16 protein-coding genes are annotated in these 15,489 nt (G+C 69.1%); 4 read left to right on the forward strand and 12 right to left on the reverse strand.

Annotated elements, in window-relative coordinates:
• Nucleotides 1–446 precede the first annotated feature (446 nt).
• The 3 genes from tyrS to ACIRRA_RS20860 all read right to left on the reverse strand — a co-directional run bounded on the left by tyrS (nucleotide 447) and on the right by ACIRRA_RS20860 (nucleotide 3,148).
• Nucleotides 447–1,727: a tyrosine--tRNA ligase gene (gene tyrS / locus ACIRRA_RS20850; protein WP_402770386.1), complete on the reverse strand. Its 1,281-nt coding sequence runs from the start codon at nucleotides 1,725–1,727 to the stop codon at nucleotides 447–449.
• 216 nt (nucleotides 1,728–1,943) lie between these two features.
• Complete coding sequence (locus ACIRRA_RS20855) at nucleotides 1,944–2,369, reverse strand: DoxX family protein (protein WP_402770389.1); 426 nt, start codon at nucleotides 2,367–2,369, stop codon at nucleotides 1,944–1,946.
• Between the two features lie 104 nt (nucleotides 2,370–2,473).
• Nucleotides 2,474–3,148, reverse strand: coding sequence for a FadR/GntR family transcriptional regulator (locus ACIRRA_RS20860; protein WP_402770846.1), 675 nt, complete (start codon nucleotides 3,146–3,148; stop codon nucleotides 2,474–2,476).
• A 214-nt stretch (nucleotides 3,149–3,362) separates the two neighbouring features.
• Here ACIRRA_RS20860 and ACIRRA_RS20865 point away from each other — a divergent pair, with 214 nt between their 5' ends.
• Nucleotides 3,363–4,970, forward strand: coding sequence for a 2-isopropylmalate synthase (locus ACIRRA_RS20865; RefSeq protein WP_402770392.1), 1,608 nt, complete (start codon nucleotides 3,363–3,365; stop codon nucleotides 4,968–4,970).
• 6 nt (nucleotides 4,971–4,976) lie between these two features.
• Here ACIRRA_RS20865 and ACIRRA_RS20870 read toward each other — a convergent pair whose 3' ends face one another.
• From ACIRRA_RS20870 to ACIRRA_RS20890, 5 genes are all read right to left on the reverse strand, one after another.
• Nucleotides 4,977–5,552, reverse strand: coding sequence for a Clp protease N-terminal domain-containing protein (locus ACIRRA_RS20870; RefSeq protein ID WP_402770395.1), 576 nt, complete (start codon nucleotides 5,550–5,552; stop codon nucleotides 4,977–4,979).
• Between the two features lie 112 nt (nucleotides 5,553–5,664).
• The gene (locus ACIRRA_RS20875) at nucleotides 5,665–6,288 is read right to left on the reverse strand and encodes a DNA-3-methyladenine glycosylase (protein ID WP_402770397.1); all 624 of its coding nucleotides are present in this window, start codon (nucleotides 6,286–6,288) and stop codon (nucleotides 5,665–5,667) included.
• Between the two features lie 90 nt (nucleotides 6,289–6,378).
• Nucleotides 6,379–6,672 (reverse strand): DUF3761 domain-containing protein, encoded by a 294-nt coding sequence (locus ACIRRA_RS20880; protein WP_402770399.1) that lies wholly within the window; start codon nucleotides 6,670–6,672, stop codon nucleotides 6,379–6,381.
• Nucleotides 6,673–6,794: 122 nt separating this feature from the next.
• Complete coding sequence (locus ACIRRA_RS20885; protein WP_402770402.1) at nucleotides 6,795–7,718, reverse strand: RNA polymerase sigma-70 factor; 924 nt, start codon at nucleotides 7,716–7,718, stop codon at nucleotides 6,795–6,797.
• Nucleotides 7,719–7,757: 39 nt separating this feature from the next.
• On the reverse strand, nucleotides 7,758–8,942 hold the full coding sequence (locus ACIRRA_RS20890; protein WP_402770405.1) for an NAD(P)/FAD-dependent oxidoreductase: 1,185 nt from the start codon (nucleotides 8,940–8,942) through the stop codon (nucleotides 7,758–7,760).
• A gap of 179 nt (nucleotides 8,943–9,121) precedes the next feature.
• Between ACIRRA_RS20890 and ACIRRA_RS20895 the strand changes: the two genes are divergently transcribed.
• On the forward strand, nucleotides 9,122–9,841 hold the full coding sequence (locus ACIRRA_RS20895) for a DsbA family oxidoreductase (RefSeq protein ID WP_402770407.1): 720 nt from the start codon (nucleotides 9,122–9,124) through the stop codon (nucleotides 9,839–9,841).
• 6 nt (nucleotides 9,842–9,847) lie between these two features.
• On the opposite strand, the gene ACIRRA_RS20900 is transcribed toward ACIRRA_RS20895, so the two are convergent.
• Nucleotides 9,848–11,056 carry a low temperature requirement protein A gene (locus ACIRRA_RS20900; protein WP_402770410.1) on the reverse strand — a complete coding sequence of 403 codons (1,209 nt, stop codon included), beginning with the start codon at nucleotides 11,054–11,056 and terminating at the stop codon, nucleotides 9,848–9,850.
• A 71-nt stretch (nucleotides 11,057–11,127) separates the two neighbouring features.
• A complete protein-coding gene (locus tag ACIRRA_RS20905) occupies nucleotides 11,128–11,703 on the reverse strand; it encodes a class I SAM-dependent methyltransferase (RefSeq protein WP_402770413.1) in 576 nt (191 codons plus the stop codon).
• Between the two features lie 424 nt (nucleotides 11,704–12,127).
• On the opposite strand from ACIRRA_RS20905, the gene ACIRRA_RS20910 reads away from it, so the two are divergent.
• Together ACIRRA_RS20910 and ACIRRA_RS20915 are read left to right on the forward strand one after the other, a co-directional pair.
• On the forward strand, nucleotides 12,128–12,841 hold the full coding sequence (locus ACIRRA_RS20910; protein WP_402770416.1) for a response regulator transcription factor: 714 nt from the start codon (nucleotides 12,128–12,130) through the stop codon (nucleotides 12,839–12,841).
• Nucleotides 12,831–13,862 (forward strand): HAMP domain-containing sensor histidine kinase, encoded by a 1,032-nt coding sequence (locus ACIRRA_RS20915; RefSeq protein ID WP_357002762.1) that lies wholly within the window; start codon nucleotides 12,831–12,833, stop codon nucleotides 13,860–13,862. Before ACIRRA_RS20910 ends, ACIRRA_RS20915 begins: the two co-directional genes overlap by 11 nt.
• Here ACIRRA_RS20915 and ACIRRA_RS20920 read toward each other — a convergent pair.
• Both ACIRRA_RS20920 and ACIRRA_RS20925 read right to left on the reverse strand, forming a co-directional pair.
• The gene (locus ACIRRA_RS20920; protein WP_402770419.1) at nucleotides 13,789–14,244 is read right to left on the reverse strand and encodes a hypothetical protein; all 456 of its coding nucleotides are present in this window, start codon (nucleotides 14,242–14,244) and stop codon (nucleotides 13,789–13,791) included. The two genes, ACIRRA_RS20915 and ACIRRA_RS20920, sit on opposite strands and share 74 nt — an antisense overlap.
• Nucleotides 14,241–15,422, reverse strand: coding sequence for a molybdopterin-dependent oxidoreductase (locus ACIRRA_RS20925; RefSeq protein WP_402770421.1), 1,182 nt, complete (start codon nucleotides 15,420–15,422; stop codon nucleotides 14,241–14,243). The genes ACIRRA_RS20920 and ACIRRA_RS20925 overlap by 4 nt, the downstream gene beginning before the upstream one ends.
• Nucleotides 15,423–15,489 lie beyond the last annotated feature (67 nt).

Genomic DNA, 15,489 nt, shown 5'->3' on the forward strand with positions numbered 1-15,489 from the left:
CACGGGGGGTGTGAGGCCGGAACCAAATAAAATATTTGGCACTGACATTCATCGACACACTATTGAGTTCTCAAAGAACACACGCACAAGCAATCGACCCAAAGTTGATTGGATGTCCTGCGAGGCAACTTTTCCAGCCTAGCCGCGAGACTCCGCAGAGTCAAGGGCCAACTTTCTGGCTGGCGTGTTCATGTCCGGCGCTCCTCGTCCAACCTCGTATCCGCTTCCGATGATTTCCAGCCTCTGAGCTGGGCTTTTCGGTCCCGGTCGGTGTCCGTGTCGCTCTGACCTGGACTAAGTTACGCGGCGGATAACGCGAGGTCAAATCCGCTGGTCGCGGATGCGTTTACGCTGGTAAAAGGGTTGCTGACCGGGGCGATCGGCGACCTGAGCCACCGGTTTGTGACCCAGGTCATTTCGATCTTGTTTCGGTATCGGCGAACCGGTCAGTCGGCCGCGCGGCGCACGCCGGCGAAGTTCTTCTTGCCGCGACGCAGCACCAGCCACCGTCCATGCAGGTAGTCGGCATCGGATGGGGTCCACTCCGGATCGGACACCTTCTCGTTGTTCACGGCGGCGCCGCCCTCGTTGACGGCGCGGCGGGCCGCACTGCGGCCCTCACACAGGCCCGAGTCGACCAGCAGATCCACGATGGTGGAGGTTCCGGTCGCCTCGGCGACCTTGCCGTCGACCGCGGACTCGGCCAGGGCCGCCGACAGCGTGGCCTCGTCGAGCTCGCGCAGATCGCCGCGGCCGAACAGGGCCTGACTGGCCAACTGCACCGCATGGGTGTTCGCCTCGCCGTGCACGAGCGTGGTCATCTCGGCGGCCAGGCGCTTCTGGGCCTCGCGGGCAAAGGGGCGCTCGGCGGTCGCCTTCTCGAGCTCGTCCAGTTCCTCGCGGGAGAGGAACGTGAACCAGCGCAGGTAGCGGACCACGTCGGCGTCGGCCGTGTTCACGAAGTACTGGTACCAGGCGTAGGGGCTGGTCATCTCGGGGTCCAGCCAGAGGCTGCCGCCGCCGGTGGACTTGCCGAACTTCTTGCCGTCGGCCGTGGTCACCAGCGGGACGGTGAGGGCGTGCACGTGCTCGCCGTCGACGCGACGGTTGAGCTCCACACCCGCGATGATGTTGCCCCACTGGTCCGAGCCGCCGACCTGCAGCGTGCAGCCGTATTCGCGGCGCAACTGCAGGAAGTCGTTGGCCTGCAACAGCATGTAGCTGAACTCGGTGTAGGACATGCCGTCCGACTCCAGCCGGCGCTTGACGGTGTCGCGGGCCAGCATCACGTTCACCGAGAAGTGCTTGCCGATGTCCCGCAGGAACGAGACCGTGCTCAGCGGGCCGATCCAGTCCATGTTGTTGGCGATGATCGCCGAGTTCGGGCCGTCCAGATCCACGAAGCGCTCGAGCTGGGAACGGATGCGGCCGGCCCATTCGGCGACTGTATCGGTGGAGTTCATGGCGCGCTCGCCGATGTCGCGGGGGTCGCCGATGAGACCGGTCGCGCCACCGGCCAGCACGATCGGGCGGTGGCCCGCGCGCTGGAAGCGCTTGAGTGCCAGCAGGGGAACCAGGTGTCCGGCGTGCAGGCTGGCCGCGGTCGGGTCGAACCCGGCATAGAGGGTGATCGGGCCCTTGGCCGCGGCCGCACGCAGGGCGTCCAGGTCGGTGGACTGCGCGATCAACCCGCGCCAGGTCAGTTCATCGATGATGTCGCCGCTCACGCAGTCCATCTTTCCATTCCGCCTCTCCGCGACTTTTTCGCCCAGCGTTGGCACCGTCGCCAGTACCGCATGCGGGCGCCGGTGGAGAGCAGAAACAATTTTGGCCGTCCCCGACGAGTTACCCCGGTCGCAACGAAATCGGTTGTCGCGTGACATACGAGGAAGCCCGTCGCCGAGTTTCGTCGGCGACGGGCTGGGGTCGAGCGATTGTTCGGGTCACTTCACCAGGTTGGTGAAGGTGGAGAAGGAGGCGCGGCGCTCGTAGGCGATCCACGCGAAGACGCCGACCAGGATGAGCGGGAAGATCGCCATGGCCGGGGAGCCGAGCACGAAGGCCTGGGTGGCGGCGGCGCACACCATGGTGATGGACAGTCCCGCCGCGGCAGGGCCGTTCAGGCGGGCGACCAACAGGCCGATGCCGCCGGAGACCTCGACCAGGCCGGTGAAGTAGCGGAACCAGTCGCCCCAGCCGATCTGGTGGAAGACGCGGACGGCGTCGGCCTGGCCCACGAACTTCGGCAGGCCGGAGGCGACGATGAAGAACAGGCCGAGCACGATCTGCAGGGTCCACAGCACGCGGTTGCGGAGCTTGCCCGAGGTGGCGGTGGCGGCGACGATCGGGGTGGCGGCGATGGCGGTCATGTCGAATGTCCTTTCGGGGCTTGTCGGTTCGGTGTCGAACTCGCTTGCTCCCTAGGACGGGGGCCGTCACGGAAACTCATCGCCGTTCGGCAGAACTTTTTTGGCTAGGGCTCGAAGGCGGCTTTGAGCGCGGTCAGGTGGACGCGGCTGGCGGTGGCGGCGACCTCGGGATCGCGGGCGCGGATGGCGTCGTAGAGGTGCTCGTGCGCGTCGTGGTCGGTGGCCGGATCGCGCATGGGGCGGATGCGGAGCATGTCGATCATGGCGTGGCGCGAGCGCGGGACGAAGGCGTTGAACAGCTCGAGCAGGATGTCGTTGTGGGCGGCGGCCACGACCGTGCGGTGGAAGGCGGTGTCGGCGTCGACCAATCCCTCGACGGAGTCGCCGCTTTCGGCGCGGGCGGCCAGGGCGCGGAGCATGGCGCGCAGGTCGGCGGGGGTACGGCGGCGGGCGGCCAGGGCCGCGCCCTCGGCCTCGATGGCGATGCGGGCCTCGATGACGGTGACGATGTCCGAGCGGCGCAGCACCGTGTCCCAGTCCTCGGCGACATCCAGGGCCGTGACGAAAACGCCCGCGCCCTGGCGGCTTTCGAGCACGCCCTTACCGGCGAGTTCGCGAATGGCCTCGCGGAGTGTCGAGCGGCCGACGCCGAGCTGGGCGGCGAGCGTGGTCTCGCCGGGGAGGCGGTGGCCCAGCTGCCACTCCCCCGCACGAATTCGCGAGAGCAGGACCTCGGCGGCCTGGGCGGCGAGCGGATGCCTCTGTACCTGCGCCACTATTGCTCGGCCTCTCTACTTGTCTGAGGAGTGAATCCCCTCTAGTCTAGTCCACATGCTTCTGGGTGCCCTGCTTCTCCTTCACCGCCGCGGCGGGGTCTGACCGACCGGCACCCCGCTAGCGGGCTCGCTGTGCTGCGCCGGTCACCTCCTCCGACGCGAAAGCGAATCTCCCGTGAGCACTCCCCCGAGCTGGAATCGTCAACAGTCGTCCGTCATGCCCTCGCATCGGTATCGCGATGTGTACCAGCGGGTTTCGGTGCCACTGACCGAACGCGCCTGGCCCGCCAACCGGATCACGACCGCACCGCTGTGGGTGCCGGTGGATCTGCGCGACGGCAATCAGGCCCTGGCCGAGCCGATGGATCCCGACCGCAAGCGGCGGTTCTTCGAACTGCTGGTGGCCATGGGCTACAAGGAGATCGAGGTCGGGTACCCGAGCGCCTCGCGGACCGACTTCGATTTCGTGCGGTTGATAGGGGCCGAACGGCTGGCTCCCGAGGACGTCACCATCGTCGTCTTCACCCCCGCACGCCGGGATCTGATCGAGCGGACCGTGGAATCGGTGCGCGGCATTCCCAACGATGTAGTCATCCACATGTACACCGCCACCGCGCCTACCTGGCGGAATGTGGTGCTGGGCAAGACCCGCGAAGAGCTGGCCGAGCTGATCACCGCCGGCGGGCGCGATGTGCTGGAACTGGCCGGGGACATGCCGAATGTCCGGTTCCAGTTCTCGCCCGAGGTGTTCATGCTGACCGAACCGGATTTCGTGCTGGAGGTCTGCGACCGCATGACGACCCTGTGGGACGCCGCGCCCGAGCGGCCGGTGACGCTGAATCTGCCCGCGACGGTCGAGGTGGCGACACCGAATGTGTACGCCGATCAGATCGAGTACATGCACCGGAACCTGGCGCGGCGCGACAGCGTGATCCTGTCGGTGCATCCGCACAATGACCGCGGCACCGGGATCGCATGCGCGGAGTTGGCGGTGCTGGCCGGGGCGCAGCGGGTCGAGGGGTGTGTGTTCGGCAATGGGGAGCGCACGGGCAATGTCGATCTGGCGACGTTGGCGTTGAATCTGCATGCGCAGGGCGTGGATCCGATGATCGACTTCTCCGATATCGACCAGGTGCGGCGGACCGTGGAGTACTGCACGCGGCTGCCGGTGCACGAACGCCATCCCTACGCTGGCGATCTGGTGTACACGGCATATTCGGGAACGCATCAGGACGCGATCAAGAAGGGTTTCGCCGAACATCGCGAGCGGGCGGCCCGGCTGGGGCAGCCCGAACGTGAAATCGCCTGGGAGGTACCGTATCTGCCCATCGACCCGGCCGATGTCGGCCGCTCCTACGACGCGGTGATCCGGGTCAATTCGCAGTCCGGCAAGGGTGGGATCGCGTATCTGCTGGAGACCGAGTACGGCCTGGAGTTGCCGCGCCGCCTGCAGATCGACTTCGCCCGCCACGTCCAGCACCACACCGATCGGACCGGGACCGAGGTGTCGGCGCGGACACTGTGGGAGCTGTTCACCGCGACCTACGCGGGGAGCCCGGCCGATTCGGATATCCCCGCCGACGCGACGGTCGAGGACGCCATCGGCCTGCTGGGCCGGCGTGGGTTCTCGGTCGAGGTGCTGTCGGTGACACATCAGAGCGTGGACCACGCCGGAGTCGATCCGGCCGCCGCCTACCTGGAGTACCGCACGGACGACGGTGTGTCCTGGGCCTTCGGTACCGGTGAAAACTCCGCCCGTGCAACGGTTTCCGCCGTGCTGGCGGCCGGGGAACAGGCGGCCCGGGCGGTACCGCTGAGCGTGTAGCCGCGGCTACCCGACGACGTCGCCGTGGACGGTCCCGGTGCCGGGGCCGCCCAGGCGTCGCTCGAGTTCGGCCACCCGGTGTTCGAGTTCGGTGATGCGCTGGCGGAGTTCGGCTTCGGCCGAGGGCGCGGCGGTCGGGCCGGGGCTCGCCGCCATGCGGGCGTCGATCCGGCCGCGGAGGTCGTCGGGCGTGGCGCTCTCGCTGATGAGGACCTGCGAGGCCACGCCGGAGCCCTCGGCGACCAGGGCGAGCAACAGGTGTTCGGGGCCGATGTAGTTGTGCTGCAGGCGGATTGCCTCGCGCAGCGACATCTCCAGCACCTTCTTGGAGCGGGGTGTGAAGGGAATGTGCCCGGCGGGGGCGTGGTTCTCCTGGACGCCGACCGCCTGGTTCACCCGCTCGCGGAGGCCGGAGAGGTCCAGGCCCACGTCCGCGAGGGCCTGCCCTGCGATCGGATCGCCGCCGTGCAGGATGCCGAGCAGCAGGTGTTCGGTCCCTATCCAGTCGTGCCCGAGCAGGCGGGCCTCCTCCTGGGCCAGCACGATGGCGCGGCGGGCAGTGTCGGTGAACCGTTCGAACATGGGCTATTCCACCTAGGGTGAGCTGTCGATCCGTCCACCGTAGTCCTCCGGGCCGCCCGCCGATACGGACTCCGGTGCGCCGCTCGGCGCCCGGCGCACGAACTGATCCGGACTAGGCGGAACGATCCAGCTTGGGGGCGCGCGGGCTGCGGCGGTAGGCCGACACCGCCGGGGAATCCGGCAGCCACAGGCGCCACGGACGATCGGCGGCCAGGCTCACCCCGACCCGGGGGCCGACGGATACGGCCGCGGGATCGGTGATCTCGGGGCCGAGCTCCAGGCGGATCGGCGCGTCCCGGTCGAAGAGGTGAGTTCCATAGTCGTCCAGGCGAATTCCGAGGGCGCTGCCGACATTGCCGGGGCCACGGGCCAGGTCGGCATCGGTTTTGGCGGCGGGGCGGCGGGTGCGGGCGACATCGTGGCCCGCGATGATCTCGCCCGCCCGGACGAGGACGGCACTCGCGACGCCGTCGGGACCGCTGGTGACGTTCACGCAGGTGTGCATGCCGTAGCTGAAGTAGACGTACAGCACGCCGGGCGGGCCGAACATGATCGCGTTGCGCGGAGTGCGGCCGCGGCCGGAGTGGGCTGCGGGGTCGGGCCACGGGCCGACCGGGTCGCTTCCGTAGGCCTCGGCCTCGACGATGCGCAGACCCACCGGCCCGGACCAGAGCGTGCTGCCGAGCAGGCGCCGCGCGGCGCGCAGTGGTTCGACGGCAAGCTCTTCGGCACTCACGCCGACCTATTGTTCCGCACGGCCGTCCCGCCCGGAGTGCCGGGACGGCCGTGCGGGGCCGGCTACCCGTGGTCGGAGCCGAACCGGTGGTCAGAGCCAGGCTGCGACGCCGCCGTGGTGCGAGCAGGTGCCGCGGCGGTGCTGGCTGAAGCTGTAGGTGCCGTCCTGGCAGCGGGCGGTAGCTCCGTCCGGGACGGCGGGAGACTCTTCCGGACGCGGCACGCAGGCGCCGTTCACGTTCTCGTATTCGGTGGCGGCGCAGGCGGTGTGGAGCACCGGTGCGGCGACCGCGGGGCCGGCGAGCGCGCTGCTCGCACCGATGAAAGCCGCGGCGGCCCAGGGCAGAATATGTCGCGCCGCACGGCGCTTGGTATAGCCGATCACTACGAAATCCCTTGCAGAGTAGCGGTGTCGAAGCGGGAGCGGATGCCCCCGCCGAGCGCCGAACAATACGGGACCGCTATCGCCGTGACCCCGGATTCCTGTCGACCGACCGATTCGGCGACCTATTCGCCGCCACCCTGCTGCTGAATACCGGCCAGTTTGTCCGGATTCACCTGGAAGCGGATGTTTTCGATGTGACCATCGCGAATGTCGTAGGTCAGGGCACCCACGCGGTAGTCGCCGATCATGGCCAGGACGCCGAGTTCGCCATTGATGTAGGCGGATTCGAGGCGGATGCCCGCGCTGCTCGGTTTGGCCATGGCGCCGAGCATCCAGCGAGCCACGTGGTCGGGACCGTAGAGCGGGCGGCGGGCGGCGGTGACCTTGCCGCCGCCGTCGTTCCACAGCGTCACATCGGGGGCCAGAAGTTCCATGAGCGCGTTGACATCTCCGCCCTGGGCCGCGGCCATGAACTTCTCGGTGACCTCCGAGCGGATCGAGACATCGGTGTCGAAGCGCGGGCGGCGCGAGTGCACGTGGGAGCGGGCGCGGTGGGAGATCTGGCGGACGGTGCCCTCGGGGCGGTCCAGGAAACCGGCGATCTCGGCATGCGAGTAGCCGAAGACTTCGCGCAGCACGAAGACCGCGCGCTCGACCGGGCTCAGGGTTTCGAGGACGACCAGCATGGCGGTCGACACGGTGTCGGCCATCTCGGTCTCCTCTGCGGCGTCGGCGGTGGTGGTGAGCAGGGGTTCGGGCAGCCACGGCCCGACATAGGTCTCGCGGGTGGCGCGCGCCGAGGTGAGGCGGTTGAGCGCCAGATTGGTGACGGCGCGGACCAGATAGGACTTGGGGTGGGTGACCGTGTCCCGGTCCACCCCGTGCCATTTGATCCAGGCGTCCTGCAGGACGTCCTCGGCGTCGGTGACGGTGCCGAGCATCTGGTATGCGGTGCCGAACAGCAGCCGGCGGTGGGCGACGAACGGATCGATCGAATCGCCCTGCCGGGCAGCGGGTGTGAGCTGGTCGGGCGTGTGGTCCTGCATGGGACTCATACCTACCTGGTCTTGCGAAACGAATCCATCTCATGCGATCGTGCGCGTGGCGCGGCCGCCGTTGGCGAACTGCACCTGCATGTTCATGTGCTTGCTGATCTTGTAGACCGGCACCGGGCTGCCGCTGACCTGCTCCTTGTAGGCGACGGCGGCGCGGCCCTTCAGGTACCAGCGACGCGGGGTGTCGTCGGCCCTGGTGAACTGGATGACCGCGTCCTTGCGGCCCAGGCTCACCGGCTGGTGGATGTAGCCGAAACGGAAGGGCTTCACGGTCTTTCCGCGCAGCCGGCGGGCCAGGCTGTCGGCGGCGTAGGCGGCGGTGGGCATGCCGCTCTGGCAGGTGCCGTGCAGGACGCCGAAGGGCATGCGCACCGCTGCGGCATCGCCGATGGGCAGGATCTCCGGGTGCGAGACCGAGCGCAGGGTGGTGTCGGTGACGATCAATCCGCGCTCGTCCACGGCGATTCCGGCCAGGGCGGCCAGCGGCGACACCTTCACGCCCGCGGTCCACAGGGTCAGGTCCGAGGCGATCAGGTCGCCGGTGGTCAGGCGCACGGCATCGGGCAGCACCTTGGCGACCTGCACACCGACCTCGCGGACGATGCCCAGCCGGTCCAGAGCGTGGTTCAGGTGCGCGCGGGCCCTGTCGCCCATCAGGTGGCCGGGTTCCTGCGCGCCGATCAGCGTCACGGTCAGGCCCGGATGCGATTCGGCGATCTCGGTGGCGGCCTCGATACCGGTCAGACCGCCGCCGATCACGGTGACAGTGCCTGCGGCAGCGGCGATTTCGGTGAGCCGGTGCGAGAAGCGGCGGGCCTGGCGCGGGTCGTTGAGGGTCCAGGCGTGGTGGTCGGCGCCGGGCACGATCGAGGTGTCGGTGGTGCTGCCGAGGGCGTAGATCAGGGTGTCGTAGGGCATGTCGGTGGCGTCGTCGAGAGTGACGACGCGAGCCGCGGCGTCGATGGCGACGGCGGCCGCGCGGTGGAAGACCACGCCCGATCCGGCCAGCAGCTCGGGGATGCGGTGGTCGGCCAGTTCCTGCCCGGCGGCGATCTGGTGCATGCGCAGCCGCTCGGTGAAACGGTCCGAGGGGTTCACCAGCGTGATGCGGGCGTCCAGCTTGCGGGTGCGGCGGGCCAAGCGGATGGCGGCCAGCACGCCGGTGTAGCCGCCGCCGAGGACGACGATTCGGTGAGTATTGGTGGTGGCGTTCATGGTCGGCTCCGTGGGGCTCGTTCCTGCTGGGTCGGGCATGGGACAGGACAGCCCCGCGGAACGTGACAACCCGACTCTGTGAACTGGGTCACAGCGGAACATTCGGACCCGGTCGCTGGTTGGCAGAGGGGTGGCCGGACCCTCCGGCCTGCGGAAACAGCGTCGGAGCGTGAGGTGTGATGGCCGTAGAGGTCGAGATCTGGACCGATATCAACTGCCCGTTCTGCTATCTGGGCAAGCGGCGTTTCGAGGAGGCACTGGAGGCGTTCCCGCATCGGGACGCCGTCACGGTGGTGCACCGGTCCTTCGAACTGGACCCGATGCTGCCCCGGGATCACAGCGACGCGGTGGTACCGCACATCGCGGAGAAGTACGGCATCAGCGAGGCGCAGGCCGCCGCCAATGAGCGCGGCATCGGTGCGCAGGCCGAGGCGATCGGGCTGCCCTACCTGACCTCGGGGCGGGACTTCGGGAACAGCTTCGACATGCATCGGCTACTGCATTTCGCGCTCGAAAAGGGCAAGCAGGAGCCGCTGCTGGATGCCTTGTACGCGGCCAACTTCGCCGAGGACGAGCCGCTCTTCGGAGATACCGAACGGCTGGTTCAGGTCGCGGTGTCGGCCGGATTCGACGACGTGGCCGTACGCGAGGTGCTCGCGGATCCCGAGGCCTACGCCGATGCGGTGCGTGCCGACGAGGCCGAGGCCGCCCGGCTCGGCGCGCGCGGCGTGCCGTTCTTCGTGCTCGACCGCAAGTATGGGGTGTCGGGCGCGCAACCGTCGGAGGTGTTCGCGCAGGCGCTGGAACGGGCCTGGAGCGATCACGCGCCGGAGCTCGAGATCGTCGCGGACGGTGAGGCCTGTGGTCCCGACGGTTGTGCGCTGCCGCAACGGGATTGAGCGCGGCTAGCGATCGCCGTCGCGAATGATCCGGTGCCCGATGGCCGAGACGCCCTGCAGGTACGCGCTGCGCTCCCCGGATCGGAGTCGGAGCAGGTCGTCGGCGATCACGAACCCGTAGGCGACCACGATCAGGACCACGAGCTGTCCCCAGGCCACCCAGGCGATGCCGATCGGCGCGGTGGCCACGACGGCGATCGCGGCGATCAATCGCAGGCCCGAGCGGGGAATGCCCAGGGCCAGCCGGAACAGGCACTGGCCCAGCAGGAACAGAGCCACGCCGCCCGAAAGCGCCAGTGCCGCGGCCTTACTCGCGGGCTGATTGCCGTGCGCGATGGTCATGGAGATGCCGGCCGCGGTCAGGATGATGCCGAGCACCAGCACGAACAGTGAATAGCCGTAGGCGAGTACCGCGGTGCGGATCTGCGCCGGGCCCCGCAGTGCCCGCAGCCGGTGCTCACCGCGCTCGTCGTCGAAGCCGAAATAGGCCCACCACAGCACATATCCGAGCGTGAGGCCGAGGCCCGCGGTCGCGACCAGGCCGACGGTGAGGTCCATACCGGTCAGGTTCGCGCCGATGGCCACCACCGATTCGCCCAGCGCGATGATCACGACCAGACCGTGGCGTTCGCAGAAATGGCTGGGGCGGATGACGAATCCCTCGGTGCGGGCCAGGTACGGCGAAACCACCTGCACCGCGACCGCGATCATCCACAGCACGGCGCGCACCCAGCCCTCGGCGATGCCGCCCGCCAGCACCAGCGCCGCGGACACGGCATTGAGCGGCGCGAGTCGCAGGATCGCGGAACTCGCCCCTCGGCTGGCCGACGTCGCGAACATGACGCTGTGCACCGTGTTGATCACGAAGTACCCGAGCCCGAAGGCCAGCCCGGAACCCTGGAACGCACTCGGAATCGCGATGGCGATGACGAAGAACCCGAACATGCCGATGAGCAGGAACGTGCGGCGTGACGAGCTGTTCGGGGCGACCTCATTGGTGAGGAACACGTACCCGCTGTACATCCACCAGATGATGGCGAACATGAGCGCCACGTGCCCCAGCTCGGACCAGCCGGGATGGCGGGTGAAGGCGTGGGTGAGCTGGGTGATGGTGAAGACGAAGACGAGGTCGAAGAACAGTTCCAGGGTCGAGGCCCGGACCTGTCCGCCCTCCGCCTCGACCTCGCCGGCCGGGCCGGACATATCGCTGGTCACGTCCTGAGCGTAGAGCCGGCCGGCTCCTGCCGCCGCCTGCGCCTGCCCCGGCCATCGCTCGCTCGGCGCGCTCAGGATCGCGCCAGCCAGGCGATCGGCCGCCCCGATATCGTGACCGCGGCGACCACGCGTAGCTCGGCGGCCGCGGCCAGCTCGGGGGCGCATTCGATGCCCACCCGCGCCCATCGCACGGGCGTTCCGGGTGCCGTTGCGAGGTTCGAGTGGGCGGGATGCACGATCGAACCCGTTCCGGCCGGGGCGAATTCGACGATCGCGACACCGTCGGGGGCGAGCAGTTCCCGGGACCGCCGCAGCACTCGCACCGGATCGCCGCCGATCCCGAGAATGCCGTCGGCGAGGATGGCGTACGACCACCGCCCGGTACCGGGGAGCTGGGCGAAAAGGTCGCGATGGAGCGCGGGTACGCCCCGGAATCGGGCGGCGGCCACCGCCATCGGTGACAGATCCACACTCAACGCGGCGACGCCTTGCCGCAACAGCCGATCGGCGCGCCGTCCCGAGCCGCAGGCCAGGTCGAGGGTCGGACCGTCGCAGCAGCAGATCAGCACTCGATCGAACCGCTCCCGCGCCGCGGCCGCCCGCGTCAGGGACCGCCCGGCCAGCCACTGCCGCCCACGCCCCGGCACGGCCCCGAGCCCGCGTCGCGGACCTCGGCGCGCGCCGCCCAGCTCTCCGGGTTCCGCCCCGGCAGCGCCATATCCCGACCCCGATCCGGCAGGAAATTCGTTGCCGGGCAAGGCAATCAGTGGGGCACGGCGACTGTTCGCCGAAGGCGGGTACTGCGCCGCCGACCCGTTCCCTCGCGCGCCTCCGCCGTGTCCGTAATGCTCGCCCAGTGATCGGTCCGGGCCCGAGCGGGTTCCGGGTGCGTCGGATCCACACTCGCGATGGTCTTCGGAGTCCGGCCTGTCGGGCGCGGGGTTCATGGTTTCGACGGTAGGTCCGTGGGACCGTTCGAGCCGGTCACCGGTGGTGACGAAACTGTGACGGCGACCGCGGAAATGGCCCGGACCAGGTGATTCACGGTTCGACGCCGCCTAGGGTAGGGAGATGCGGATTCTGGTGGCGGATGACGATCCCGTGGTGCGCGAGGTGGTGCGGCGGTATCTGGAGCGGGACGGGCTCGAAGTGGTCGAGACCGCGGACGGGCCTGCGACCGCGGCCGTACTGGCCCGGAACGAGATCGATCTGGCGGTGCTGGATGTGATGATGCCGCGGCCGGACGGGATCGATCTGACGCGGGCCGTGCGAGCGGGGGCGCATCCGGAGACGCCGATCATTCTGCTGACCGCGCTCGGCGAGGAGGACGATCGCGTGGTCGGGTTGCAGGCGGGGGCGGACGACTACGTGACCAAGCCGTTCAGTCCGCGCGAGCTGGCGCTGCGGGTGGCGTCGGTGCTGCGGCGCACGCATCCGCAGCCGGTGGCCGACGAGGTGCTGCGCGGAGACGGGGTGGAGTTGAACCGGGCGGCACGGACCGTGGTGGCGGGCGGGACGCCGGTCGAATTGACCGCGCGCGAATTCGATCTGCTGGCCTTCCTGCTGGCGCATCAGCGGCGCGTCTTCAGCCGGCAGGAGTTGCTGGCCGAGGTGTGGGGCTGGAACTTCGGTGACCTGTCCACGGTCACCGTGCACGTCAAGCGGTTGCGCGCCAAACTGGGCGCCGCACATCGGATCGAGACGGTGTGGGGTCGCGGATATGCCTGGGGCCGCGCCGATCTCGGCACTGATCCAGGAACCGAGGAGGTGTCCGGTGCCGACTGATACACCCGGGCTGATCGGGTACGCGCTGGCGGGCACGCTGCCGGTGGTGGTGGTCGGCGCGCTGCTGCTGCGCTACACCCGCAATCGCGCGATGACCACGAGCATGGCCGTGCTGGTGCTGATTCCGACGCTGGCCACCCTGTGCGGGGTGGTGGCGGTGAGCGGGCTCATGTTCGGGGCCGAATTCGAGCGCACCGCAGTGGTATTGGCCGTCGTCACCGCCGTCACGGTGCCCGCGGCGATTCTGCTCGGCCGCGAGCAGGCCCGTGCCACGGTGTGGGAACGCGAGATGCTCGAGCAGGAGCGCGCGGCGGAACGATCGCGACGCGAGCTGGTGGCCTGGGTCAGCCACGATCTGCGCACCCCGCTGGCGGGGATTCGCGCCATGGGCGAGGCGCTGCTGGACGGGGTGGTGTCCCGTCCCGAGGATGTACAGCGGTACGCGGACCAGATCGTGCGCGAGACGAATCGACTCTCCGCGATGGTGGACGACCTGTTCGAGATGTCGAAGATCAATTCTGGAGCGCTGCGGCTGCAGATGGAGCCGGTGGATCTGCGCGAGCTCATCGACGAAGTGCTGGCGGCCAACCGGCCGACGGCCGAACGCGCCCGGATCACCCTGGCCGCAACGCAACCCGAGGACAAGATCGTGGTGGCGGGCAGCGATCGGGCGCTGGGCCGGGTGCTGACCAACCTGGTCGCCAATGCCATCGCGCACACCCCGCCCGGCGGGCGCATCGACATCTCGGCGGGCGCCGACGACGGGCACGCCTGGACCCGGGTCGACGACACCGGGCCCGGCATCTCCGAGGCCGATCTGCCGCGCATCTTCGAAGTCGCGTACCGCGGCAGTTCCGCCCGCTCCCCCGGCGCGGCCGAACTCGGCAGCAGCAGCGGCATGGGATTGGCCATTGCCGCCGGGCTGGTGGCGGCGCACCACGGGGACATCACCGCGCAGAATCGTTCCGACGGTGCGCGATTCGAGGTCCGGCTGCCACTGCTGACGACCGCCGGGCGGTGAACAGCAGGTACGCGGCCACCCCCGCCCACACCACGGCGAGCGTGACCAGCAGACCGACGGTGTAGTCACGGTCCAGGGTGGTGGCGTTGCCGGGAACCGCGCCCTCGCGGCCGAGGACCGGGACGGCGATGAGGATCAGGGCCAGGCTGATGAACGCGCCCACGGCGTAGGCGGGCCACCAGCGGGCGGGGAGCACGAGGCGGCCGAGCGCGCCGGCGAGGGCCGCGGCCGGACCGAAGACCAGATTCTCGGCGAGGATGACGCCGATGAACCAGACCGCGACCGAGCGCAGGTCCGGGGTGCTCATCTGCAGCAGCAGTTCGACGCCGTACGCGGCCAGGCCGATGCCCAGCGCGCCCAGCAGGATTCGCGTGATCGTCATGACAGTTCCTCGATCGATTTCAGCCATTTGGTCTGCAGGACGCCCGGGCGGCTGGGAGCGATGAGGCGGCAGGGGTAACCGTGGTCGAGGGCCAGGTCTTCGCCATTGAGACGCAGGGCGATCAGCGTGGCGGCATCCACCACGTGGGTGCGGGGCAGGATGGACGAACCGTAGATGCCGGTCGTCTCCAGGGACACGAAACGCACGTCGCCGCCGCCATATTCGCCCACCCGGGCCAGCAGGTCGCGCAGACGGACGCCCGACCAGTGGGCCTGCGCGCTCCAGCCTTCCACGCAGGCGATGGGCAGCGCGCTGTCGGTCTGCGGCAGGGCCTCGAGTTCGGCGCGGGAGAAACCACGTTCGCGGCCACCGACTTTCACCGTCAGCGTGTACCGCGGTGAGCGCGCGGTCTCGGCGACTCCAGCGGCTGCGGCAGTCCGGTTGATCGGAACACCTTGCGGGCCTTCACCACTGCGCGGCGCGAGCAAGGAGACCCAGCGCAGGAACGGGATCGACTGCCCCGCCACTGCCAGGCCCGCCACGACCGCGCCGAGCCCGGCCGCGGCGAGCACCGCGCGCCGCGAAACACCCGACTGCGCGTATTCCGATTCCTCGGTCTCATCGGCATCCGGGACGGGGTCGTCGATCGGCCGCGAAAGCGCTTGCCGCACAAGGGGAAGCTTGACCGCCAGATGCACAATGACCGAGCCGAAGGCCACGTAGGCCATGGCGTGATGCGTGATGGTGAAGAAGAACTTCCACGGGTAGAACTGCGCGGTATTGAACAGCCCGGTCACGATCTGGAACAGCACCGCGCCGATGAGTACCGCCACCGACAGGCGTTCCAGCGCGTCCGGAATCCCCCGGCGCAGCGACGGTTTGATGAAGAACCGCGGATACACCGACCAGAACTTCACCAGCAGCAGCGGGATCATCATGACCCCGACCGTCACGTGCGTGCCCTGCGTGAGCCGGTACAGCCACACCGGATGCGCGGGCCACCAGAACCAGTCCGGCGGATGCTGGATCAGGTGGCTGATCAGGCCGGTCACGAACAGGATGGTGATGCCGACGCCGAGGGCAATGCCCGTCCGCGCGGCCACGGCCGTGGAGCGGGCGGGACTCAGCCGATCGGAAAGCGCAGGCGGCAGCAACAGTTGGAGCGGCCCGGCCCCCACGATCCGGCCGGGTCCTTCGACCGGGCCGGGCTGAGCTGTCCCACCGGACCGGGCCGTCCCGCCCGGC

The sequence above is a fragment of the Nocardia sp. NPDC101769 genome, from assembly GCF_044766925.1.
Taxonomy (GTDB): Bacteria; Actinomycetota; Actinomycetes; order Mycobacteriales; family Mycobacteriaceae; genus Nocardia.